The sequence below is a fragment of the Endozoicomonas sp. 2B-B genome (assembly GCF_053470045.1).
This window is the reverse complement of record NZ_JBLZMU010000001.1, coordinates 1,520,979-1,546,977: the sequence shown is the minus strand read 5'-3', so window position 1 is coordinate 1,546,977 and position 25,999 is coordinate 1,520,979. Positions and strand designations below refer to the sequence as shown.

14 protein-coding genes are annotated in these 25,999 nt (G+C 47.6%); all 14 read left to right on the top strand.

The genetic code is table 11. The annotated features are described in order from the left end of the window. Positions 1 to 111: 111 nt before the first annotated feature. A complete protein-coding gene (locus tag ACOMHB_RS06195; protein WP_422474051.1) occupies positions 112 to 1,377 on the top strand; it encodes a 6-phosphofructokinase in 1,266 nt (421 codons plus the stop codon). Positions 1,378 to 1,520: 143 nt separating this feature from the next. Beyond that, on the top strand, positions 1,521 to 2,921 hold the full coding sequence (locus tag ACOMHB_RS06190) for a hypothetical protein (protein ID WP_448215922.1): 1,401 nt from the start codon (positions 1,521 to 1,523) through the stop codon (positions 2,919 to 2,921). 429 nt (positions 2,922 to 3,350) lie between these two features. Further along, positions 3,351 to 4,364: an IS110 family RNA-guided transposase gene (locus tag ACOMHB_RS06185; RefSeq protein ID WP_448215063.1), complete on the top strand. Its 1,014-nt coding sequence runs from the start codon at positions 3,351 to 3,353 to the stop codon at positions 4,362 to 4,364. A 392-nt stretch (positions 4,365 to 4,756) separates the two neighbouring features. Further along, positions 4,757 to 6,007, top strand: coding sequence for an RING finger protein (locus tag ACOMHB_RS06180; RefSeq protein WP_448215921.1), 1,251 nt, complete (start codon positions 4,757 to 4,759; stop codon positions 6,005 to 6,007). A 172-nt stretch (positions 6,008 to 6,179) separates the two neighbouring features. After that, on the top strand, positions 6,180 to 7,496 hold the full coding sequence (locus tag ACOMHB_RS06175; protein WP_448215920.1) for an RING finger protein: 1,317 nt from the start codon (positions 6,180 to 6,182) through the stop codon (positions 7,494 to 7,496). Between the two features lie 280 nt (positions 7,497 to 7,776). Next, a complete protein-coding gene (locus tag ACOMHB_RS06170) occupies positions 7,777 to 8,598 on the top strand; it encodes an RING finger protein (protein WP_448215919.1) in 822 nt (273 codons plus the stop codon). A gap of 588 nt (positions 8,599 to 9,186) precedes the next feature. Next, on the top strand, positions 9,187 to 10,389 hold the full coding sequence (locus ACOMHB_RS06165) for a hypothetical protein (protein ID WP_448215918.1): 1,203 nt from the start codon (positions 9,187 to 9,189) through the stop codon (positions 10,387 to 10,389). 252 nt (positions 10,390 to 10,641) lie between these two features. Continuing rightward, on the top strand, positions 10,642 to 11,805 hold the full coding sequence (locus ACOMHB_RS06160) for a hypothetical protein (RefSeq protein ID WP_448215917.1): 1,164 nt from the start codon (positions 10,642 to 10,644) through the stop codon (positions 11,803 to 11,805). A gap of 322 nt (positions 11,806 to 12,127) precedes the next feature. After that, the gene (locus tag ACOMHB_RS06155) at positions 12,128 to 13,885 is read left to right on the top strand and encodes a hypothetical protein (protein ID WP_448215916.1); all 1,758 of its coding nucleotides are present in this window, start codon (positions 12,128 to 12,130) and stop codon (positions 13,883 to 13,885) included. 156 nt (positions 13,886 to 14,041) lie between these two features. Next, positions 14,042 to 16,939 (top strand): hypothetical protein, encoded by a 2,898-nt coding sequence (locus tag ACOMHB_RS06150; RefSeq protein ID WP_448215915.1) that lies wholly within the window; start codon positions 14,042 to 14,044, stop codon positions 16,937 to 16,939. Positions 16,940 to 16,962: 23 nt separating this feature from the next. Next, positions 16,963 to 19,017 carry a hypothetical protein gene (locus ACOMHB_RS06145; protein ID WP_448215914.1) on the top strand — a complete coding sequence of 685 codons (2,055 nt, stop codon included), beginning with the start codon at positions 16,963 to 16,965 and terminating at the stop codon, positions 19,015 to 19,017. A 660-nt stretch (positions 19,018 to 19,677) separates the two neighbouring features. Then, complete coding sequence (locus tag ACOMHB_RS06140; RefSeq protein WP_448215913.1) at positions 19,678 to 21,654, top strand: hypothetical protein; 1,977 nt, start codon at positions 19,678 to 19,680, stop codon at positions 21,652 to 21,654. Positions 21,655 to 21,815: 161 nt separating this feature from the next. Then, complete coding sequence (locus ACOMHB_RS06135; RefSeq protein ID WP_448215912.1) at positions 21,816 to 23,618, top strand: hypothetical protein; 1,803 nt, start codon at positions 21,816 to 21,818, stop codon at positions 23,616 to 23,618. A 231-nt stretch (positions 23,619 to 23,849) separates the two neighbouring features. After that, positions 23,850 to 25,997: a hypothetical protein gene (locus ACOMHB_RS06130; protein WP_448215911.1), complete on the top strand. Its 2,148-nt coding sequence runs from the start codon at positions 23,850 to 23,852 to the stop codon at positions 25,995 to 25,997. Positions 25,998 to 25,999: the final 2 nt, after the last annotated feature.

Here is a 25,999-nt window from a genome sequence, read left to right as displayed (position 1 = left end):
TAAACGGACAAACAGGCTTGTTTTAAGTATTATGCGGATCGAAACCCGCTAAACCATAGAACAACAGAAACATTCAAAGCCAAGATTACTATTCAGCGAGAGCCACTCAGGATGTCAATCAAACATGCATTTTATGCACAGTCAGGGGGCGTAACAGCAGTTATCAATGCCAGTGCCTGCGCCGTTATCGAGACCGCACGTCGCTATCCGGACCAAATTGGTAAGGTCTATGCGGGTTATAACGGTATTCTGGGAGCGCTCAGAGAAGAACTGATTGACACCAGTCAGGAATCCCATGAAACCATCGGAGCACTTCACCGAACCCCCGGAGGCGCATTTGGATCATGCCGTTACAAGCTCAAATCCTTCGAAGAGAGTGAAGCAGAATACCGCCGACTGATCGAAGTGTTTCAGACACACAATATTGGCTACTTCTTCTACAACGGCGGTAACGATTCCATGGATACTGCGCTGAAGGTGTCTCAGCTCAGTGAAAAAATGGGCTACCCCATCACCTGCATTGGTATTCCCAAAACCATCGATAATGATCTGGCGGTAACCGACAACTGCCCCGGGTTTGGTTCAGCCGCCAAATACCTTGCCGTTTCCACCAAAGAGGCCAGCCACGATATTGCCTCCATGTGCGATACCTCTACGAAGGTGTTTGTCATGGAAGTGATGGGCCGCCATGCCGGCTGGCTGGCAGCGGCCGCCGGACTGGCAGCCCGTCAGAATGGAGATCCTCCTCATATTATTGTGTTCCCGGAAACGCCCCTGAATAAAGAAAAGTTTCTGGCCAAGGTCAAGAAAACCGTGGATGAAGAAGGTTACTGTGTCATTGTCGCCTCTGAAGGCGCCAAATACGCCGATGGCACTTTTGTATCTGCTTCAACCACGGTCATCGACTCTTTTGGTCATCAGCAGCTCGGTGGTGTGGCACCGGCACTGTGCACCATGATCAAGCGGGAACACGGCTTCAAATACCACTATGCGGTGGCAGACTACCTGCAGCGTTCAGCCAGACATATTGCCTCCAGAGTGGATGTTGAACAGGCTTATGCCGTGGGTAAAGCAGCAGTTGAACTGGCGGTCACTGGCAAAAATGCCGTAATGCCCTGTATCACCCGTGAGTCCAATGCGCCCTATCGCTGGTCTATCGGTGAAGTGCAGTTGGAAGAAGTGGCCAACTTCGAAAAGAAAATGCCCATGGAGTTCATTGATGAGGAAGGCTTTGGCATTACTCCGGTCTGCCGGGAATACCTTGAGCCGCTGATTGAAGGTGAAGAATACCCGCCTTATCTCAATGGTCTGCCAAGATTCGCCAAGCTGAGAAAAGTCATGGTTGAGAAAAAACTCAACAACACTTTTGATAGCTGAATCGAACACGCCCGGACAGGAAATCATGTTATGTAGTGACCTCTTCCGGGCGTGCTTTATTAAAAAAACACTCTTACTTTCCTGATCTAAACTCAGTCTCGCAAGATTACTTGCAGAAACTTTAAGTCAGGATGTAAGAATAAATGTTCAAACACTCACTCCTTGCGGCACTGCTGTTGTTGCTGTCGTCATCTGTCACCTGCCAGGCTCAATGGTTGACAGAGCGTTATATTGTCGAGCTGCAACAAAATGTGGATTCTTCTGAAAAAATCTTTTCTATCAAGCGGCATGACCGGCATACATTGCCGGATAACCCTTCAATCACTGGCAAAACAAACAGCTATGCATTATTAGACTCCCCGGCAAATAACCTGGCATTCGGACCCGACGGTTACTGGCTAAAAAAGACCATTATTGAGTCGATTTCCTGGAATTTGCTTTTCGCTACTCATCTGCTGGTTGCCTTCGAACTGATCCTGACCACTCATGACACTTCTCCAGACGCCAAAACCTATTCTCAACTACCCCTTGCATTTATCGCTGTCGGCTCTCTTTTAAGCAGCTATTGGATCAGCGACTTACCGATGTTTAACCCGATAGGACAACCAGAGGCGAGTAAGGACCACCCGTTTGCAATCAACAGTATGATGCTCAGCCCCGAAGATAATTCTCAACAAGGCCAGCTATCAACAGCATCCACCCAGCATGCCTCAGGAACAACCATACGACTGAGAGGCACTATCACCAGCCACCCGCATTCTGACTCTGGCGAAGGTAACGGAGACCCTGAACAACAGCAACACACTTTCGATCTAAACTGTCACGCAGATAACTGTAATGGCGTTTGTAAATTCAGAAAATCAGAAGCAACAACGGAACAAGGCTCAGGGCTCGATGGGGAATTCGATCCACAAAGCCCTCCTTCAGAAGCCGTTGGGTTCTCACTTTCGCTTGCCCAGTCGCCGTCAACCTCCATAGCTGAGACTCCAGAAACACAGCCAATAAAAACAGAATCGAGGGAGTTATCATATTTGCGTCAGACCCAACACGCGACTCTTGCCCAAATAGCCACTGCAAGAGACCCGGAGGTTTTCCGAAACGGGTACATTTACCTACTCTGTGAAGAGGCAGTTTGTGGCGAACGCGTGAAAAGCCCGAATGGCACGCTGCAACCATGCGGGATGATCTGCGGGAGTCGTCAAGCCCTGGTGGATCACTTTGACAAGTTTCACAACGGCTGGGAAAAACAGCAGGGAGCCGGAACGGGTCTGAAGGACAATCTATCGAAGTTGTGGCAAAGGTTCTGTGCTGCGTTGAGTCGGAGCCAACCCACCCCTGAAGCCCCATCGGGTAACCAAAACAGACACGACCTGCTAGTCTGTGGCATTGAGGTTGAGGGCCCGGGGTGGCCGTGGTGCACGCGGATTTGCATGAATCCTCAGCGTCTGATGCAGCACAGAATGATGTATCATGGTCGTAGGCCTGCCAGTGTGAACCAGCATAACCCAGCCTCAGAAAAGCAAAAAGAAGTCAGTAGCGATTAAATCTGACGCTCGCCTTTTGCTCTCAACTCGTTCCCACGCTTTGCCCTCGTTCTTACGCTTTCAGGCCCTGTGGGTCAAAGCGTGGGAATGCATAAGCCCCTTCAGTAAAAGACAATAATCGTTTTGATAGGTACACAAAGCTACCCATCCACCACCGAATGGCTCGTGATTACCCTCTTCGGCCTAGCAGCCTGTCGGACTTAAGCGTCCGTAGCGAGGATTGCAGCAAATTGGTCTGAAAATCCGCTTTTGTTCGTCAAATAGCTCGCTATTCTCCTCACAAAACCGAATTTTCATCCTCAATTTTCTGCCGTCCTCGCTACGGGCGCTATTCTCGGTCTAATGGGATGGTCCGCCCCTCCTAAACGGCTTCAAATGAGCCAAAATGGAGTTAACCATTTAAACAGGATTAACCGGAGCGAACCACCCATGACTATTTCAGTACTTGGTATCGATATTGGCAAGAACAACTTTCACCTGTTTGGTGTTGATGAGCAGGGTAGCAAAGTCATCAGAAAGAAGTCGTCCAGGAAGAACCTTCTAGAGTACGTGGCAAATCTGGAGCCATGCATTATCGCTATGGAAGCTTGTGGTGGTGCTCACTATTTGGCTCGGTTATTCAAGAACTATGAGCATACTGTCAAGCTGATTTCACCTCAATTTGTCAAGCCTTATGTCAAGACCAACAAAAATGACTACAACGATGCTGAAGCGATTGCAGAAGCAGCTTCACGGCCCAGCATGCGTTTTGTACCTGTTAAAACGTCAGAGCAGCAGGCCTGGCAACTTCTGCACCGCTATCGTCAACAAGCGGTTGATCAGAGAACTGCCCTGGTTAACCAGATCCGGGGGTCACTATTGGAAGAAGGTATTGTAGTTGCCCAGGGTATTGGTAAAGTTCGTGCACAGCTTCCACGAATTCTGGAAGATGCTGAAAATGGACTCCATTCGCTGACTCGTGAGCTGCTACATGGTTTATCAGAAGAGTTGGCCAGTCTTGACAAGCGTATTCAACAGTATGACCAGAAAATTCAGGAGCTAGCAAAAAACGACGACGAATGTCGTCGAATGATGACTATGCCGGGTATCGGAGCCATCACTGCCACAGCATTGAAGGCAGCCATTGGTGATGCGACGTATTTTAAATCTGGTCGACACCTTGCCGCATGGATGGGATTAGTTCCAAGACAGCATTCCACAGGCGGTAAGTCAGTCCTGCTGGGCATCAGTAAACGGGGTGATAAATACCTGCGCACATTATTGATACACGGCGCACGTTCGGTACTCCACTGCCTCAAAAATAAGGATGACCGCTGTAAAAAATGGGTTAGCCAACTTAATGAGCGCAGCAATCACAACGTTGCCGCCGTTGGTCTGGCTAATAAAATGGCTCGGATTGTCTGGGTCATCATGACCCGAAATGAAGTTTACAAGGCTGCATAATGAAGTAAAGGCGGCAGCGGCAAAGTAAAGCATAAGCTTAATCAAAGGGGACCCCCCCGCAGATTGCGATGAGCATGTACAGTTGATGGCAAACAGGTAAAAACCGGCAACCTGAAACCTGATAGGAGCCTTGACCCTTGAGGCCGTCGGACTGATAAGGCCAGGTTGCGCGGATACCCATCAGGGCCAGAGGGTTAGACCTCATGAATAGGCCGTATATATGATTGCAGTTATCTTTGTTTGCTAATTAACAAAACAGGCTCTTGCAAAACGGGGCGGACCATATAAGGCTCCTAGCCAAAGGATACCGCAGCGCTTCAAAGAGTTTTCCTGGACTACACTTGGCCTCGCAAGATTGATTGCAGAATATTTAAATCACGATGCAAGAATAAATGATCAAACACCCACTCCCCGCAGTGCTGCTGTTGCTGCTATCATTACCGGTCACCTGCCAGGCTCAAATGCTGACAAAACGTTATATTGTCGAGCTGCGACAGAATACAGGTTCTCCAGACAAAAGCTTTCCTATCCAACAGCATTATCCACATACATTGCCTGACGACCCTACAATCATTGCCAAAACAAACGACTATGCAGAGTCAAATTACCCGGCAAATAACATACCATTTGGGCCCGACGGTTACGGGCTAAAAACAACCATTATTGAGTCGATTTCGTGGCATGTGCTTTATGCTACCCGTCTGCTGGTTGCCTTTGAACTTACCCTGACGACCAAAGACGCCTATATAAATTCCAACACCTCTTCATGGCTAGCGTTTATCGTTGTCGGATCACTTTTAAACAGCTATTGGAATCCCGATTCACCCATGTTTGGCACGATTGGACAACAAGAATTGAGTCAGGATTATCCGTTTGCGATCAACACTATGATGTTCAGCGCCGGAGATAACCCACAACAAGGCCAGCCACCAGCATCATCCGGTCAACAAGCCACAGGAACAACCACCCAACTGACAGGCTCTCCCACCAGCCCTCTGGACTCCGGCGCTGGCGATGGTAACGGAGACCCTGAACAACACCAGCATACTTACGGTTTAAATTGTTTCGTCGATTCCTGTAATGGTGTTTGTCGATTTCGACCACCATCCGATAGCAGTGAGCGAGCTGAAGCAGATGAGGAGTGTCCTATATGCTATGAAAAGTTTAGCGACACAATGATTACTCCCTGTTGTTCGCAGAAAATTGATAACCACTGTTTAAAAAGGACGTTTCAGAATGCTCCACGACGGTCAATGAAAACCTGCCCACTTTGCAGAGCAGACATGAATTTGTTAGCACAATCACCGGATTTTGCAGTAAGCGAAGAGGGACAGCAGGAACTGCCAGATCCTTATAACGAACCTTGGGGTTTTCGTTTGGCCCCTTTCGTTTTCACCGGGAGAGCAAACAGTCTGACATGTGACAGTGTCGTAATCGCCCAGAATGGCCAGCTGCTGCCATGCGGGAGGCTCTTCAGGAATAGAAGAGCCTTGGCAGAACACGCAAGACAGTACCACTCTGGGCAACAAACCTGTGAACTGACCGTGATCGGCGAGGATGGCCAGCAAAGGCCATGCAGCAGGATCTTCCGGAATGCCAGAACCTTGAGTTTTCACAAGATGATGCACCACCGACGGCAATGAACCTGTGACATGACCACGCCCCGGGGGCTCAGCAGCCAGCGATAGAGTTTTTTTAACAAATGATCTTTGATAGAAAACAAACCTGTTTTTCTGGTCTACACTTCTTCGCTTTAAATCAAAATGTAAGAAAAAAGTGATTCTAAACCCAATTTTTACGGCCCTGCTGTTACTCTTGTTATTATCTGTCACCTGCCGGGCTCAAGCATTAACAGAACGTTATATTGTCGAGCTTCAACAAAATACAGATTCTCCAGACAAAAGCTTTTCTAACCAACAGCACTACCCGCGTACATTGCCGAAAAACCCTTCAATCATTACCAAAATAAACAACTATGAAGGATCAGATTCCCCGGCAAATAACATACCACCCGGACCCTGCGGATACGGACTACATAAGGCCATCATTGAGTCAATTTCGTGGCATGTGCTCTACGCTACCCATGCACTGGTTGCCTACGATCTGACCCTGACGACCAAAGACGTCTATATAAATTCCAACACCTATTCATGGCTACCGTTTATCGTTGTCGGCTCGCTGCTAAGTAGCTATTGGAATCCCGATTCCCCCATGTTTAATCCGATTGGACAACATGAATTGAGTCAGGATTATCCGTTTGTAATCAACACCATGGCGCCCAGCCCCGGAGATAACCCACAACAAAGCCAGCTATCCGCATCATCCGGTCAGCAGGCATCAGGAACAACCACCCAATTAACAAGTTCTTTCACCAGCCCTCTGGATTCAGGTTATGGCGACGGTAACGGAGACCCTGAACAGCATCGACATACTTACGGTTTGGATTGTTACGTCGATTCCTGTAATGGCGTTTGTCGATTCCGACCTCCATCTGATAACAGTGAGCTGGCTGAAACAGACGAGAATTGCCCTATATGCTACGAAAAGTTTAGCGATGTAATTATCACTCCCTGTTGTTCGCAGAAAATTGACACATACTGTTTGCGAAGGGTGTTTCTGGCCACTCCACGATGGACCACAAAAACCTGCCCACTTTGCAGAGCAGACATGAATTTTTTAGCACAATCACCGAATTTTGCAGTAACTGAAGAAGCACAGCAGGACTTGCCAGATTCTTATAACGAGCCCCGGGGTGTCCGTTCGGACCCTCTCGTTTTCACCAGGAGAACAGACCATCTAATATGTGACAGGCCAGTAGTCGGCGAGGATGGCCGGGTTCGGCAGTGCAGGAAAATCTGCAGGAATCTCATATCCCTGTCATACCACATACGCTGCTGTCACACCCAGCAACAAACCTGTTATGTGACCGTCACCTCCAAAGATGGGCGGTTAGGTCCATGTGGGAAAAAATTCAGAAATGCTCAAGCTCTGGCGCATCACAAAAGTAAATACCACACAGTGCAAAAGACCTGCGTAATGACCGTGATCGGCAAGAATGGCCGACAAATACCATGCCGGATGATCCACAGAAATGCCAGTGCCCTGGCGGACCACGAAAGAAAAAGACACTGACGGCAATGAAGCTGTGACATAACCGTGGGACTGAGGAGGACCAGCAGCGTCCACGTTGACTCGTTCCCACACTCTCAGGCACTCCGGGCTCCCATCTTGGGAATTCATCGGCTCCTCCTAAAAGAGACTACTTGCTTGAGGAGATGCACGAGCCAAATGGCTCGTGACTACCCTCTCATGGCTCGCCAACGGGTACTGCTGCAACGCAATCAATTTTCCTGGTCTACACTTGGTCTCGCAAAATTACTTGCAGAACATTTAAACCAGGATGTAAGAATAAATGACCAAACAGTCAATCTATGTACCACTGCTGTTACTGCTGTCTTTGTCTGCCACCTGCCATGCTCAACGATCGACACAACATTTTGTTGTCGAACTTGAACAGAATACAGATTTCCCTGAAACCCAGAGCTTGTCTGTCACGCAGCATGACCTGCGCACATTGCCGAACAACCCTTCAAGCATTGCCAAAACAAACAACTTTATGGGGTCAGATTCCCAGTCACCCGGACCCGGCAGTGACGGGCTAAAAACAGGCATTAGTGAGTCGATTTCGTGGCATCTGCTCTACGCTACCCATTTGCTGGTTGCCTGCAAACTGACCCTGACTACCAAAGACGCCCATCTAAACTCCAACATTTATTCATGGCTACCGTTTATTGTTGCCGACTCGTTGTTAAACACCTATTGGAGCCCGGATTCACCCATGTTTGGTACGATCGGACAACAAGAATTGAGCCAGTATTATCCGTTTGTGATCAATACAATGATGCTTAGCCCCGAAGATAACCCACAACAAAGCCAGCCATCAGAATCATCCGGTCAGCAGGTCTCAGGAACAACCACCCAACTTACAGGTTCTTTCACCAGCTCACTGGACTCAGGCTCTGGCGAAGGTAACGGAAACCCTGAACAACACCAGCACACTTACGGTTTGGATTGTTACGTCGATTCCTGTAATGGCGTCTGTCGATTCCGACCACCATCCGATAGCCAAGAGCTGGCTGAAGCAGGTGAGAACTGCCCTATATGTTTTGATAAATTTAACAATGCAATGGTTACTCCCTGTTGTTCACAGAAAATTGACACACACTGTTTATGAAGGGTGTTTCTGAACGCTCCGCGACGGTCAATGAAAACCTGCCCACTTTGCAGAGCAGATATGAATTTATTAGCACAATCACCTGATTTTGCAGTAACCGAAGAGGTACAACAGAACTTACCAGATACTCATAACGAGCCCCGGGATTTCCGTTCGTTGCCTTTCGTTTTCACAAGGAGAACAGACAATCTGACATGTCTCATACCCTTTGTCGACGAGGATGGCCTGCTGCGGTCATGCCAGAGAATCTGCTTAAATAGACGAGCCTTGACAGAGCACAAACGCCGCTGCCACAGAGGGCGATGAGTCTGTGAGGTCTAAATCAGCGAATATGGCCAATAGCTTCGATGTGGAAAGGTCTTCAAGACTGCCAATCCCTGAGTTTTCACAAAATGAGAAGCCACAGACGACAATGAACCTGTGACGTGACCACAGCCCGGGGGCTCAGCAGCCAGCGATAGAGTTTTTTTAACAAATGATCTTTGATAGAAAACACACCTGTTTTTCTGGTCTACACTTCTTCGCTTTAAATCAAAATGTAAGAAAAAAGTGATTCTAAACCCAATTTTTACGGCCCTGCTGTTACTCTTGTTATTATCCGTCACCAGCCGGGCTCAAGCATTAACAGAACGTTATATTGTCGAGCTTCAACAAAATACAGATTCTCCAGACAAAAGCTTTTCTAACCAACAGCACTACCCGCGTACATTGCCGAAAAACCCTTCAATCATTACCAAAATAAACAACTATGAAGGATCAGATTCCCCGGCAAATAACATACCACCCGGACCCTGCGGATACGGACTACATACGGCCATCATTGAGTCAATTTCGTGGCATGTGCTCTACGCTACCCATGCACTGGTTGCCTACGATCTGACCCTGACGACCAAAGACGTCTATATAAATTCCAACACCTATTCATGGCTACCGTTTATCGTTGTCGGCTTGCTGTTAAGCAGCTATTGGAATCCCGATTCCCCCATGTTTAATCCGGTTGGACAACAAGAATTGAGTCAGGATTATCCGTTTGTGATCAATACAATGATGCTTAGCCCCGGAGATAACGAACAACAAGGCCAACTGTCAGAATCATCCACCCAGCAAGCCTCAGGGACAACGACACGACTTAGAGGCATTATCAGCAGCCGCCAGCATTCTGACTCTGGTGGCGGTGACGGAGAACCTCAACAAAACCAGCATACTCTGGGTTTAAATTGTTTCGCGGATAACTGTAATGGCGTTTGTAAATTCCGACAATCTGGAGCAAGACCGAAAACAAGGTCAAGGCTCTACAGGAACTCAGAGCCACAGAGCTTACCTTCTGAAAAAGTCGGGTTCTCCTTTTCGCTAACCCAGACACTTTCACCATCCCCGGGAGCGTCTTCAGAAACACAACCAATAACAACACAAACGACGGAATTATCCCAACTGGATCATAGCCGCAGGGAAAGCCCGCAGGAAGCCCGAGCCAGTATAACGCCCCCTCCCGTATCGAGGCTGTGGAAAAGATTCTGCGCTGCTTTGGGTCGGAACCAACCTGACTTTTCCCAAACGGGCACCGTAAAAGCTGCGTCGGGTAACCAGAAAAGATACAGGACCGAACCGGAAACCTGTGACTTGCCCGTAGATCACCGCCCGAGGCCATGCAGACGTCTTTGCAAGAATGCTCGTCAGCTGAGCAAGCAAACAAGAATAGTGCATCTTCGAATGCCTGTTGGTGCAAACCGGGGACTTAGGCCTCCTGATGTAAATCAAAATCATCCAACCCCAAAAAGAGCAAGAGGATAAGTTTTGCAACACCCTCTTTCATGAGGGTAACATGTTTCGCTTGGCAGTCCGGAAACACCAAAGGACACAAGACTTCTAACTAAGTGACCGAAGTCATCCATCTAACCATCGAATGGCTCATGATTACACTCTCAGGGCCCAGCAATCGATACAGCTGCATTTTAATGAGTTTTTAGCAATTTTTTTTGTCAGAAAACACGCTTATTTTCCTGGTCTATACTTCTTCCCTTCAAACCAGGATGTAAGAATAAAGTGATTAAGAACCCTCTATTTGCGGCACTGCTGTTGCTGTCTGTCACCTGCCGGGCTCAGGTATTAACAGAACGTTATATTGTCGAGATTAAACAAAATACTGGCTCTCCAGACGGAAGTTTTTCTATCAAACAGCATGACCTGAACAAATTACCGCTCCCCCCTTCAACCACTACTAACATCAACGTTCATCCAGTCCGGGACTCTCAGGCAAATGACACAGCATTCGGGCTCAGCGTTTACGGGCTGAAAACGGTTATTATTGAGTCGATTTCGTGGCATTTGCTTTACACCACTCCTCTGCTGGTTGCTTACGAACTGTTCCTGACCACCCGTGACGCCCCTCAAAGCCCCAAAACTTATTCGCGACTACCTGTGGAAGCGTTTATCGCTGTCGGCTGGCTTTTAAACAGTTATTCGAACTTCGACTCACCGATGTTTAACACGATTGGACAACAGCAGGCGAGTCAGGATTACCCGTTCGTGATCAACACTATGATGCTCAGCCCGGCAGATAACCAACAGCATGACCAGCGGTCAAAATCATCCAGCCAGCCAGCTTCAGGAACAAGCACCCGGCTTATGGGCACTTTCTCCAGTCACGAGCATTATGTCTCTAGCGGCCGCAAAAGAGATCCTGAACTGGACCAACACACTTTTGGTTTAAATTGTTTCGCAAATGACTGTAATGGCGTTTGTCAATTCCGACAAGCAGAAGCAAGACCGGGAAAAAGGTCAAGGCTCAATGAGGACTTCGATCGACAGTCCACCCCTTGCAATGAGTTAACGCCCCCCTTCCCGCCAGGAATTTCAGAAACACAACAAATAACAACAGATACTACAAAATCATCCCCATTGGGTCAGAGCCAACCTCATTTTTCCAAAACAGGCACAATACAAACCCTGTCAGAAGACGAAGGTCTAGCGGATGACGATCCCCTTTCGGATGACGGTCCACTTTCAGATGAAGAACCTCTGTCGGATGATGAACCCCTGTCGGATGACGACAGCGATTACTACATTGAGCCACCAACCTGTGAGGTAATGGTGCGCGGGAGCGACGGCCAGTGGGAGATATGCGGGAAGGTCTGCGAGCCTTTTGAATTCCTGTCGGAACACAAAGGAACTCACCGAAGACGCCAGCCTTTTGATATGGACGAGTAAGGTAACCTCGGGCCTAATCTGCCCCTCTCTGTCGAGACTGTCGCAAAAGTACTGCGCTGATGCCGGTTAAAAAGGTAGCCCAGGCTTGCTCGCTTATCTTTTGCGACTTTCTTCAGCCTGGGAACCTATAGTCTATCTGAAGTTGTAGAGCGAGATTTTCTTAGGGGTATGCATTCCTACTAGGAATAAGTGAACGAGATGCTGGAGTTTTAGGATACCCTCTTTTTTCATAAGGTGGTCTAACCTTCTTCTCTATAGACAGGAATGCAAGTACAGAATCATTAACCAGTCACTCGTTACAGCACAGCTATTGCTGCTACTGTTGTCTGTAATCTGTCAGGCCGAACTGTGGACAGGATGTTTTACCGTTGAGCCTGAACAGAATGAAAACTTTCCAAACCACAGCTTTTCTATAAAGTGTGATCAGCCTGCAGTGCCTGGAAAGCGATCAGGCATTGCCAGTGCAGACACCTGTTCGGGATCAGCTTCACCGTCTAATGACAAGCGGCACAGACATGACGGTAACGAAGCAACAATGATCCTTATCGATTCGATTTCGTCGCAAAGATTTTATTCTACTAACCTGCTGGTTGCTTACGAACTGACCCTGGCCTCTGAGGACGCCGCTCTGAGTGCCAGCCCCTATTCATGGCTACCTTTAGAAGTGGTTGTCGCTGTCGGCTGGCTTTTAAAAAGTTATTGGAGCCCCGGTTCACCCCTGTTAAACACGATGGAACAACAGGGGGCATCTATGTTGTCACAGGTAGATCACGCTTTTTCAGTCATTACTGTGATGTTTAACTCTGGACATAACCAACAAGAAGGCCAACCATCAGAATCATCCTGCCAACAAGCCCCTGAAGCCAACAACCGGCCTACTGGCTCTCTCGCCAAGCCACTGCATTCTGACTTTGGTGACGGTAGCCAGAGCCCTGGACAAAACCAGCATACTTTAAGCCTGAATTGTTTCGTTCATCCCTGTTATGGCGTTTGTAAATTCCGACAAGCATCCGAAAACGCAGAGGCTGCTGAATGGCTGCTGGACATCGAAGAAAATTTGACAAACTACACTGAAAAAACACCCAAAAAAAGCTCATGCACTCATTTAGCCGATGGATACTGCTTTAGTTGCATGGATTATTTTGATCCTGTAGAACCGGGACAAACCATGCCTTTAAAAACATTTAATAATCTCGCTGACATCCAATTCCAATGCAACTCTGGTCAACTGTTTCAAACGTCTGGCTCTGATAGCAACCCAGACAATAACTGCAATCCTATAGAATCAATGAATACAGTAGCACCTGAGAACACTCTATCCGGAATAACACATTGCCATCAAGCCCTCTCCTGTGACGTCAAAGTGGTCGGGGAAGATGGGATGCAGTCGTGCGGGAAGATTTTCAAGAATGTTCGAACCCTTTCAATTCACAAAAAGAGATACCACACCGGACAAAAACGCTGTAATACAACTGTCGTCAGTAAAGATGGCCTGCAGCAGCCATGCGGGAGGCTATTGAAGAATGTTCAAGCTCTGTCAACTCACAAACAGAGATACCATACCGGACAAAAAAACTGTAATAGAACTGTCGTCGGGAATGATGGCCATCAAAAGCCATGCGGGATAGCTTTCAAGAATGCTCAAGCCCTGGCAGATCATAAAAGAAAAGTACATACCGGACAACAAATCTGCAACTTAATCGTGGTCAGGGAGGATGGCCTGCAGCAGCCATGCGGAAGGGTCTGCAAGAGTTCCAGAGCCCTGTCGGATCACAGAAGCATGCACCACACCAGCCACAGAACATGTAGTGTCATTGTGTTCAGGGAAGATGGCCTTCAGCGGCCATGCGGAAAGATCTGCAGGAGTAAAAAATCTCTGTCAGATCACAAAAGAAGTGTCCATAGCGGGCAAAAAACCTGTGACGTGATACAAGTCGGAGAAGATGAACGTTCGTCGCCATGCGGAAAAATTTGCAGGAGTACCATAACCCTGGAGCATCATAAAAGAAAACATCGAAAACGCCAGCCAGCCAGTGTGGTCCGGAACAAACCTGAGCCCTCAAAAAGTCACATTGAATAAGTAAAAATCTAATCTGTCTCCCGCCGTTACCGGGCTGTCACAAAACTCTGGTTCCCATGCTCAGGAGGGTGGTCTACTCTTCCTCTCTGTACACCAGAAAGCAAGGATAGAATTATTACACACTCACTCTTTGCGACACCTCTGCTACTTATGCTGATGTTGCCTGTCGTCTGCCAGGCCGAAGCGTTAACAAGACGTTTCATTTTTGAGCTTGCACAGGATGCAAGCTCTTCAAACGCGATTTTTTCTATACAGCGTGACCTGCCTGTATTACCGGTCAAAACGTTAGACATTGTCGACACAAATGACTACGCAGGGTCAGATTCACCATCGAATAAAAAACGACAGGGACTACTCTTTACGACACTGATGTTGGCGCTGTTGTTGTCTGTTACCTGTCAGGCAGATGCGTTGGCAAGACGTTTTGTTGTCAAACCCGGACAGGTTGCAGGCTTGCCAAATAAGAGCTTTTCTATAAATCCTTACCGACAGACATTGTCCGACAACCCGACAGAGATCGATCTTGAAAACGGCTATGCAGCCTCAGATTCTCCACCTGATGACAAACGACACAGAGCTGATGGTTACAGAGTAAAAACGCCCCTTATTGAGTTGATTTCGTGGCAATTGCCTGACCTCAGGCATCTTCTGGTTGCTTACGAACTGATCCTGACAATTAACACCACAACTCTCAGACCCAAACATTATTCCGGACTACCTGTCGAAGTGGGTGTCGCTCTCGGCTGGCTTTTCAAAAGCTATTGGAACCCCGATTCACTACTTTTTAATCCTATCAGACAACATTTTTTATCTATATTGAAACGGGGGGAAAACCTGTTCCAGATCATCACTGTGATGTATGGCTCTGGATATGACCCAGCAAAAAACCCGTCATCAGGATCATCCAGACAGCAAACCCTGAAAACCCATACCCACACTACAGGCACTTTCACTAGCCTCTTGAATCATGGGTATAGTGACGGTGACGAAGGCCCTGAACAAGACCAACATACATTGGGTTTAAATTGTTTCATCTACCCCTGCCGTGGCGTTTGTAGATTCAGACCATCATTTGATAGCAGAGAGCCCGCTGAAAAGGCTTTGAATCCCGAAGAAAGATCGACAGACTACAAAGAAGAAACACCCAGACAAAGCTCATGCTCTCATTTAGCCAATGGATACTGTTTTAGTTGTCTGGATCACACTAATTCTCTAAACATTTCATGTTCACAACAAAACACATTTCCAGAAACAAGGGATTATTTCCCTGGCATTCAAAGCCAATACACTTCCAGCCAGCTATCAGAGCCAGTGACCCATGACATTGATAACAACTGTTCAAACGATGTCGCTATAGGCGAGGCCGACTTTACTTTGATCAGTGCAGTAGCCGACTTTAAAAATGTCGCTAACGAGCCACTCGGTGACGAAGTATCAATGCTCAGTAATTTGTCTTTCACCACTGATAATTTTGCGGTCATGAATGAGTCAGTCAGTTTTGAAAGTCGTCTCGAAGAAATCGGGATTTCCTTTACACAAACCCAGACGGGCACAGTACAAACTTCTTCAGTATCTGACAATGTCCAGATAGAAACGGCATATTCTCAAGAAACTCAGTCGGTTCAAAAAAGCAAATACCACAACGGGCTAGTCTGTGACTACAAAATAGCTGGAAAGGATGGCCAGCCGCGACTCTGCGGAAGAGTCTACAAGAATACCAAGGCCCTGACGTGTCACAGAAGCAAATACCACAGCGGGAAAAAATTCTGTGACATGATCGTGGTCGGGGAAGATGGCCAGCAAAGACCATGCTGGAAAGCCTTTATGAATGCTCAAGCTCTGTCGAATCACAAGAACAGAGAGCACACCGGACCACAAATCTGTGACGTGACTGTCGTCGGCGAGGATGGCCAGCTGCGGCCATGCGGGAAGGCCAGTAAGAATATTCATGCCCTGTCGAGTCACAAAAACGAATACCACAACGGCCAGCAACAAATCTGTGACATTATCGTGGTCGGGGAGGATGGCCAGCAGAGGCCATGCAGGAAAGCCTGCAAGAATGCTAAAGCCCTGTCGAGTCACAGGAACAGATACCACACCGGACCACAAATCTGTGAGGTGACTGTCGTCGGGGAGGATGGCCAGCAGCGGCAATGCGCGAAGGTCTGCAAGAATATTCTTGCCCTGTTGACGCACAAAAGCGGATACCATACCGGCCAGCAAACCTGCGATGTATCCGTGTTCGGTGAAGATGGCCAGCGACAGCCATGCGGGAAGGTCTGCAATAGTGCTGTGGCCCTGACACGCCACAAAAACAAATGCCACACCAGGACAAGAACCTGTGACATGCCCGTGATCGGGGAAGATGGCCAACAAAGGCCATGCGGAAAGTTCTGTGTGAATAATCTTGTATTTGCGTATCACAAAACCGCATACCACTCCGGGCAGTCAACCTGTGAAGAAATCGTAATCGGGGAAGATAGACAGCAGCGGCCATGCGGGAAGGTCTTTAGCAATGTTAAATGCCTGTCATCTCACAAAATCAGATATCACGGCAGGGAACAAACCTGTGATGTGGTAGTCGTCTCAGAGGATGGTCAGACGCAGCGCTGTGGGAAGGTCTGCCCCCATCCTATAGCCCTGCGGTATCACAAACAAAATCACGGCAAACAAAAAAGCTGTAACCTGACCGTGATCGGGAAAGATGGCCAGCAGCGGCCATGCGGGAAGGTCTGTAAGAATGCTAAATGTCTGTCATCTCACAAAAGCAGATACCACAAAGGGGAAAAAACCTGTGACGTGCCAGTCGTCTCAAAGGATGGCCAGGCGCAGCCGTGTGGGAGGGTCTGCATCAATAATCAAGCTCTGAAGAATCACAAAAGAAGAGACCACGGAGAGAAACAAACCTGTTACCTGACATTGGTCGGGGAAGATGGCCAGAAAAGGCCATGCGGTGTGGTCTGCAAGAATGCTTCATCGATGTATGAACACATGAGAAGGCATCGAAAACGCAAACATGTTGATGTGGACCAGAACAATGAACTCCGTCCCTGAACTGACAACCACCCTTTCATGAAGTGATCTATCATTCATTCTTTAAACCATCAGGCAAGGATAGAATTATTAAACATTCACTCTTTGCGGTAACGCTTCTACTGCTACTGTCATTATCTGTCCTCAGTCAGACCGAGCCTGGAACAGGACGTTTTATTGTCAGGATTGAACGGACTGCAGGTTATCAAAAACAAAACTTTTCTATAAAGCCTGACCGTCACGCATTGTCGGGCACACCGTCAGACATTGCCGACACAATCAGCTTCGCAGGATCAGATTCGCTGCTTGATGACAAAGGAGACAGATTGGGTACTCACGGAGTAAAAACGCCCCATATCGAATCAATTTCCTGGCAACTGCTTTACGTCACGAATCTGCTGGCTTCTTTCGAGCCGATCCAGACCACCAAAGACGTCCTTCAAAGCCCTTATTCTCATCTATGTCTACCTGTAGAAATAGTTATCGCTGTCAGCTGGCTTTTAAAAGGCTGTTGGCCCCCTGATTCATCATTGTTTAACCCGATTGAACCACTGATCGAACAACAAGAAGCGAGTCAAAACCAGCCGTTTATGATCACCACTGTGATGATTGGCCCCGAACATCAGCAACAACAAAGTCAGCCATCAGATTCAACCCGCCAACAGTCTTCGGGTACGACCATTCCTTATAAAGGCTCTTTCACTCCTCCCATGAATTCTGGCTCTGGTGATGGTGAAGAAAATCCTCAACAACACTCACATACTTTCGGTTTCAATTGTTTCACCAATCCCTGTCATGGTATTTGTCTATTCCGACCATCATCCGATAATGGAGAACCCGATGAATGGCTAGTGAATTCCATAGCAAAATCATGCCCCCATTTGGCTGGTGGAAATTGCTTTAGTTGCATAGATCATTTTCATTCTCAAAACACCAAAGACTCCCGGGAAAGTTCGCATTTCGGAACACTGGATGATCTTTTTGACATTCAGCGTCATTATGACTTTGATCTGCTATTTGAGCTACCTACTCATGACACTGGCAGCCACTTTGCCAATAGCTGCAACCCTGAACAAGCAGCAATTGCAGGGGACAATCATACAACGGCCCCTGACAGGCAAAAAATCTGCGACGCGATCGTGACTGGGAAAGATGGTCGGCAGCAGCCATGCCAGAAGGTCTGCAAGAATGCTCGAATTCTGACATCTCACAAAGCCAAGGCGCACAATGGGCAAAGAACCTGCGAGGTAACAGTGTTCGGGAAAGATGGCCAGCCGCAGCCATGCGGGAAGGTCCTCAAAAATACTCAATCTCTTTCATCCCACAAAAACAGATACCACTCAGGGCAGAAGACCTGTGACGTATACGTGATCGGCGAGGATGGCCAGAAGCGGCCATGCGGGACGAACTGCAAGAACGCTCAAGTCCTGACGATTCACAAAAAACAACATCACACCGGACAACAAACCTGTAGCGTGTTGGTGGAGGGGATGAATAAGCAGCTGCAACAATGCGGGACGATCTGCTTGAATGCTCAGGCCCTGCAGATGCACAAAAGCAATCATCACTCCGAGCAAAAAACATGTAGGGTATTCATGGTTGGGGAGGACGGTCAGACGCGGTCATGCGGTAAGATCTTCAAGAATAATCGAGACCTGTGTAATCACAAAAAAAAAGATCACTCCAAGCAACAAACCTGTGACTTGACAGTGCAAGGGAAGAATGGCCAGCCGCAGCCATGCGGAAAAGTCTGTAAGAATGCCAAAGCCCTGACGGATCACAAAAGCAGAGGTCACAGCGGGCAACAAACCTGTGCCACAAAAGTGATCGGGAAAGATGGTCAAGCTCATCCATGTGGGAAGATCTGCAAGAATGCTCGTGTCCTCAGATATCACAAATTAATCGCCCACACCAGCCAACAAACCTGTGAAGTAAAGGTAGTTGGGGAGAATGGTGAGCCGCAGCCATGCGGAAAAGTCTGCAAAAATGCCAAAGCTCTGACGGATCACAAAAGAAGACACCGTAAACGCAAACGTGCTGATGTCGATCAGGAGGATAAACTCGATCCCCGAACTGATACCCATATTTTCGTAAAATGATTTATCCTCTCTGTCTAATGAGTCGATTTCTCGGCAGTTGTTTTAAACCCTCTGTACTCTGGCTCTGGTGGCAGTAATGGAGGTCCTCAGGAACTCCTGCATGCAATGGGTTTATTGCTAATGTCCGGGAGTTTGCTCTCCAGCATAGATGATTTTGCAGACGTTAATCAGCTGCACGATTTAAATAGTCTTCTTGAAGAAATCTGGATTTCCATTACGCTTAACCATTCAGAAGCACAACCGAATCGTCACATTTGGGTCAGAGCCAACCTCATCTTTCTTTGGCTGACGCATTAAAGGTTTCGATAGGTGACAGTAATTGGAGAGGATGGCAGGCTGCGGCCATGGGGGACGATCGGTAAGAACCCTCGTAGTCCGGGGTGGTAGCTTTAATCCCTGGTCTGACCACCGCACCTTCATGAGGAAGACACAAAAAAATACTTATTTTCCTGACCTATCCTTCCTCTCTTTAAACCAGAAGACAAGGACGGAGTTATCAGACACTCACTCTCTGCGGCGCCGATTTTGCTGCTAATATTGTCTGTCACTTCCCAGACCGAAATGTTGACAGACCGTTATAGTGTTGAACTTCAACAGCATGCAAGTTCTCCAAATCAGGGCTTTTCTATAAATTCTGTTACTAGTACACTGTCGTATTATATGTCAGACTTAGTCGATTTCAACGGCTATTCAACCTCAGGTTCGCCACCTGATGAAAAACGACACATATACACCACAAACCTGCTGGCTGCATGCAAACTGATCCTGACCATCAAAGAAGCTCCACAATACTCACCCTCTTATTCACGGTTTTCTGTAGAAGTGATTGTCGCTGTCGATTGGCTTTTAAAAAGCTATTGGAACCCCGACTCATCACTGTTTAAACCGATTGAGCACATGGCGTCTTTGACAATCATCACTGCAATGTTTGGCTCTGGACATAACACACCGCAATACCAGCCATCAGGATCATCTGGCCAGAGAGCCTCAAAGGCTGCTCGCCAGGACACAGATTATTTCACAAGTCTCTTATATTCTGGCTCTGGCAGCGGTAACGGCGGCCCTCAACAACACCTGCATACCATGGGTTTAAATTGTTACGTTTATCCTTGTCATGGTGTTTGTAGCTACCGACTCTCTGCTGATAGCAGAGAGTCAATTGAATGGCTGCCGAATTCTGATGTAAGTGCGACAGGCCACATGTGGGCAACTTCCCGACAGAGCTCATGTCCTCATTTGCCCAGTGGCTACTGCCATCACTGTGTAAGCCATTTTAACCCTGTTAACGCTAAAGATTCCGCACAAAGATCGCTTATCGAACTATGGAATGATTTTTCTGACGTTCAACCCACCCTCTATTCTGGCCAACCATTTGAGTCTAATTCGCATGGCATTGGTTTCAACCCAGACGGGTCACTGAATAATGAAGTACCAATGCACAGGAATTTGCTCTCCAGCGTTGATAATTATGCGGCCATTGACAGACTTCCCGAGACAGATAGTTTTCTTGAAGAAGTCGGAATGTCCATTACGCTTAACCATTCGGCAACAGAACAAAAAAACACCGGATCACCCCAATTGAGTCAGAACCAACCTCACCTTTCTCAGACAGATGCATTACGAGTCCAGGTAGCAGAGAACGACTGCACTGGGCAGACAACTTGTGTCGAGATCCTGTTCGAGGAGGATGGCCAGCAGCGACTATGCGGGAGGGCCTACAAGAATTACAAGTCTCTGGCATCTCACAAAAGCAGAATCCACACCGGGCAAAAAAACTGTTACATGGCCGTGGTCAATAAAGATGGCCAAACACAACCATGTGGGAAGGTCTTTAAGAATGCCGGCGCCCTGGCATGTCACAAAAACAGATACCACAACACGAAGCAAACCAGTATTGTTACTGTGATCGGGGAGGATGGCCAGCACCAGCTATGCGGCAAGCTCTACCCAACTGCCCACGCCATTTCGATTCACAAAAGAAGAGTCGAAAGGAAAAGAAATACCTGTAATGTGGCCCTGGTTTCAGAAGATGGCCTGCAGCGGCCGTGCGGGATGCTCTTCAAGAATGTTCAATCTCTGTCGGTTCACAAAAATAGATACCATACCGGGCAACAAGCCTGTGACGTGATCGTGGTCGGAGAGGGTGGCCTGCAGCGGCCATGCGGGATAGTCTGCAAAAATACTCTATCCCTGTCAGTTCACAAAAGTAGATACCACACCGGGCAAAAAACCTGTGACGTGACCATGATTGGAAAGAATGGCCTACAGCAACCGTGTGGGATGATCTTCAAGAATGCTCAATCTCTGTCGTCTCATAAAGGCAGAGCCCACAGTAAGCAAAAAAAAATTTGTGACGCGACCCTGGTCGGGGAAAATGGACTGCAACGACAATGCGGGTTAGTCTGCAAAAATGCACCATCTCTATCAGTACACAAAAGCAAATATCATCGCAGACAACAAACCTGTGACGAAATCGTGGTTGGGAAAAATGGCCAGCTGCGACCATACGGGAAATTCTGCAAGAATGCTGGTGTCCTCCGGGATCACAAAAAAACACATCGAAAGCGCCAGTCTGTTGATGCGAATCAGGACAATGACTCCGATTCTCAAGAAGGCAAAGTAAACAAAGCAAAATGAATTAAATAACGATCTGATACTCATCCTCTCAAACACATTTATTTTCTTGATCTATCCTTCATCTCTGTGAACCATAATACAATGATAGAATTATTAAACACTCACTCTTTAAAACACTGCTGTTGTTACTTTCGCTATCTATCGTCTGTCAGGCAAAACCGTTGACAAGACGTACTGTTGTCGAGCTTGGACAAGATGCAGACTTTCCAAACCAGAGCTTTTCTATAAAGCTTAAGCTGAACACGTTGCCGGGTAGCCCTTCAGTCATTGCTGACAAAAACAGCTATGAAAGACCAGATTCGCCGCCTGATAATAATCGACAAGAATCGTTCGGTTACGAAATAAAAACGGCCATCATTAACTCGAGTTCCTGGCAGTTGCTTTACGCTACTCACCTTCTGGTTGCGTTCGAACCGATCCTTACCACCAAAGACGCCCCTCCATGCGCCAGCCCTTATTCATGGCTACTTGTAGAAGTGGTCATCACTGTCAACTGGCTTCTAAAGAACTATTGGAATCGCGACTTATTGCAGTTTAAGCCGATTAAACACCCAGCGACGTCTGCAGCCATCACTGCGATGTTTAGCCCAAGACACAATCCATCACAAACTCAACAATCAGAATCGTCCTGCCGGAAGCCCTCAAAGGCAGCTACCCACGCCAAAGGCTATTTCAATAGACTGCTATATTTTGGCTCTGCCGACGGTAACGGAGACCCAAAACAACAACTGCATACTATGGCTTTCAGTTGCTACGTCTATCCTTGTCATGGTGTTTGTAAATACAATCCATCTTACGCAGCGACACTCGAACAAAGCTCATGCCCTCATCTGACCAGTGAATACTGCTATAGTTGCGTAAGTCATGTTAAACCTGTTAACGCTACAAATATCGAACAAGAATCGCTTTTCGAACTATGGAATGATCATTCTTACATTCAGCCCCTATTCGATTTTGACCAACTATCCGAGCCAAATCTGCATGACATTGATGTCAACCCGACCGAACCACCCGACCACGAATTACCAATGCCCGGGAGCCTGCTCTCCGGCATCGATAATTTCGCAAACAATAATCGGCCATTCTGTGTAAATAGTTTTCTCAAAGGTATAAGTATTCCCGTTAGGGTTAACCATTCAGAAACACAACAAAAAACCACCGAATCATCCCAATCGGATCAGAACCATCCTCATCTTTCTCAGACAGACGCAATCCAGTTGCAGCCTGCAATTAACGACCACACCAAGCAGATAGCTTGTAACGTGACCGTGGTTGAGGAGGGTAACCAGCCGCGACCATGCGGTGTAGTCTGCAAGAATGTCAAAGCTCTGAGATGTCACAAAAGCAAGTACCACACCGGGCAAAAAACCTGTGACATAACAGAGGTTGGGCAGGATGGCCTGAAGCGGCATTGCGGGACGGTCTACAAGAATGCTCAATCCCTGTCGTCTCATAAAAGGAGAGCCCACAACCAGCAAAAACAAACCTGTGAAATGGGCGTGATTGGGGAGGATGGTCTGACACGGCCATGCGGGAGAGTCTGCAAAAATGCGCCGTCTCTGGCGGTTCACAAAAGCAGATACCATACCGGGCAACAAATTTGTGATGCAGCCGTGGTCGGGGGGGATGGCCAACAGTGGCCATGCGCGATGATCTGCAAGAATGCCCAAACCCTGTCGGATCACAAAAGAAGAGACCATAGCAGGCAAAAAGCCTGTGGCATAATAATGGTTGGGGACAATGGCCAGTGGAATATATGCGGCAAAATCTACAACAATCCTTATGCTCTGTCGGCTCACAAAAGAAAATATCACCCCAGGCAAAAAACCTGTTACGTGAAAGTATTCGGGCAGGATGGCCTGTCGCAGAGATGCGGGTTGGTCTGCAGCAGTGCTCTGGCCCTGTCATATCACAAAAAAACACATCGAAAACGCAGCACTTTTAATATCAGTGACGACAAGTAACTCAGCCCCTGATCTGACACTCCCCATTCCATAAAGTTGTGCCCCTTACAGCCTTAGTTTTTTAATAGAGTTTTTTAACATAAGGTCTTTGACAGATAAACACTCTTATTTTCTTGATCTATCCTTCCTCTCTGCAACCCGTAACACTAGGATAAAATTATTAAACACGCATCCCTTGTAACCCTGCACTTGCTGGTATTTTTCTTATCTGTCTTCTGTCAGGCTGAAACATTGACAAGACGTTTTATTGCCTTGCCTGAACAGGATACAGGTTTTCCAAATCAGAACTTTTCTATGAAAAATAACCGGCGTACTTTGTCAGGCAGCCCATCAGACATTGACGACACACCCAGCTACGCAGGATCTGATTCGCCGCAAGATCAAAAACGACACGAACCTGGCGGTTATAGAGTAAAAACGATAATCATTGAGTCGACTTCGTGGCAATGGTATTACGTCACTCATCTGCTGGTTGCTTTCGAACTGATCCAGACCAACAGAAACATCCCTCTAAGCTCTCACAGTTATTCATGGGTACCTGTAGAAGCGTTTTTCACGGTTGGTTGGCTTTTAAAAAGCTATTGGAACCACGGTTCACCGCTATTTAAACCAATTGAACAACAGGAGGCGACATCTGTGCTGACACAGGGGGATCAGTCGTTTGCGATCACCACCATGATGTCTGGCTCTGGACATCAACAACAAGGCCAGCCATCAGAATCATCTGTCCAGCAAGCTTCACATTTCTCCACCCTGCCTACAGACTATTTCACAGGTCTCATGTATTTTGACTCAAGCGGAGGCAGGGGGGGCTCTGGACTATACTCACACACCTTTGGTCTAAATTGTTTCGTCCATCCATGTCGTGGCGTTTGTCACTTGGGATCATTACCCTTTCACCACTTATATTCTTTATACGGTTTTTTTGGTTTATCCGATTCATCTGACTCATCTGACTCATCTGACTCATCCGATTCATCCGATTCATCTGACTCATCTGACTCATCTGACTCATCCGACTCATCTGACTCATCTGACTCATCTGACTCATCCGATTCATCTGACTTATCCGATAGCGAAGAGCTGAATTCCGAAGAAAGTTCGACAGGGCACGCAGAATATAATTGCAACTATATGGACGGGGTCGCATCACAGTCAGTAGATGCAGAGAAGAACGATAGAATTGGCCCTGCCGGGCAGGTCATCTGCAACCTGATAGTGGTTGGGGAGGACGGCCGACAGAAGCTATGCAGGAAAGTCTGTGAGAATACTCGATCCCTGTCGTCTCACAAAAGCATATACCACTCCGGGAATAAAATCTGTAACTTTACAGTGACCGGGAAGGATGGTCAGAAGCAGCCATGCGGGTCAGTCTTCAAGAATGCTAAATCTTTATCATCACACAAAAGCAGATATCACTCCGGACAGAAAATCTGTAAAGCGATCATTGTCGGGAAGGACAGTCAGAAGCGGCCATGCGGGGTTGTCCTCAAAAATGCTCAATCACTGTCTGTACACAAAAGCAGATACCACAGCGGCCAAAAAATCTGTAGGTTCACCGTGTTTGAGGCGAACAAGCAGCCGCGACCCTGTGGAAAACTCTGCAAGAATGCTAAGGCCCTCTGGGATCACAAAGGAAAATACCACTCCGGGCAAAAAACCTGTAACTCTAAATTGATCGGGGAGGATGGTCAGCAGAAACTGTGCCTGATGACCTTCAGAAATTCCAGAGTCCTGTTGGATCACAAAAACAGATACCACTCAGAGCAAAAAAGCTGTGACTTCACTGTGTTCGCAGAGGATGGCCAGCCACAGCCATGCGGGAAGATCTGCAAGAATACCAGAGTCCTGCTTGATCACAAAAGAAAAGAGCACACTGGACAAAAAACCTGCGACTTGACATGGGTCGGGGAGGATGGCCAGCCGCGTTCATGCGGGAAGCTATGCAAGAATGCTAAAGCCCTGTCGGATCACAAAAGCAAACAACACAGCAGGCAAAAAATCTGTGGCGTAACCATTTTCCCAGAGCACAGCCGACCTCGGGCATGCGGGAAGATCTGCAAGAGTTCTCAGGCCCTGTCAGCTCACAAAACCAGAGCCCACAGCGGGCAACGAACCTGTGACCGGACCGTGATCGGTGAAGATGCTCGTCCACGCCCGTGCGGAGAGGTCTGCAAGAGTTTCAGAGCCCTGTCAGATCACAAAAGAGACAAGCACACAGGGCAACAAACCTGTTACGCGACCGTGGTCGGAGAGGATGGTCGGCAGCGACCATGCGGGAAGGTATTCAAGAATGCTCAAACCCTTTCGAATCACAAAAGAATACACCGTAAACGCATGCCTGTTAATGTGAACCTGGACAATGACCTCATTCCTTGAAC

Coding starts and splice junctions, on each gene's coding strand:
- ACOMHB_RS06195 (WP_422474051.1), top strand. CDS start 112: ATGTCAATCAAACATGCATTTTATGCACAGTCAGGGGGCGTAACAGCA.
- ACOMHB_RS06190 (WP_448215922.1), top strand. CDS start 1,521: ATGTTCAAACACTCACTCCTTGCGGCACTGCTGTTGTTGCTGTCGTCA.
- ACOMHB_RS06185 (WP_448215063.1), top strand. CDS start 3,351: ATGACTATTTCAGTACTTGGTATCGATATTGGCAAGAACAACTTTCAC.
- ACOMHB_RS06180 (WP_448215921.1), top strand. CDS start 4,757: ATGATCAAACACCCACTCCCCGCAGTGCTGCTGTTGCTGCTATCATTA.
- ACOMHB_RS06170 (WP_448215919.1), top strand. CDS start 7,777: ATGACCAAACAGTCAATCTATGTACCACTGCTGTTACTGCTGTCTTTG.
- ACOMHB_RS06150 (WP_448215915.1), top strand. CDS start 14,042: ATGTTGCCTGTCGTCTGCCAGGCCGAAGCGTTAACAAGACGTTTCATT.
- ACOMHB_RS06140 (WP_448215913.1), top strand. CDS start 19,678: ATGTCAGACTTAGTCGATTTCAACGGCTATTCAACCTCAGGTTCGCCA.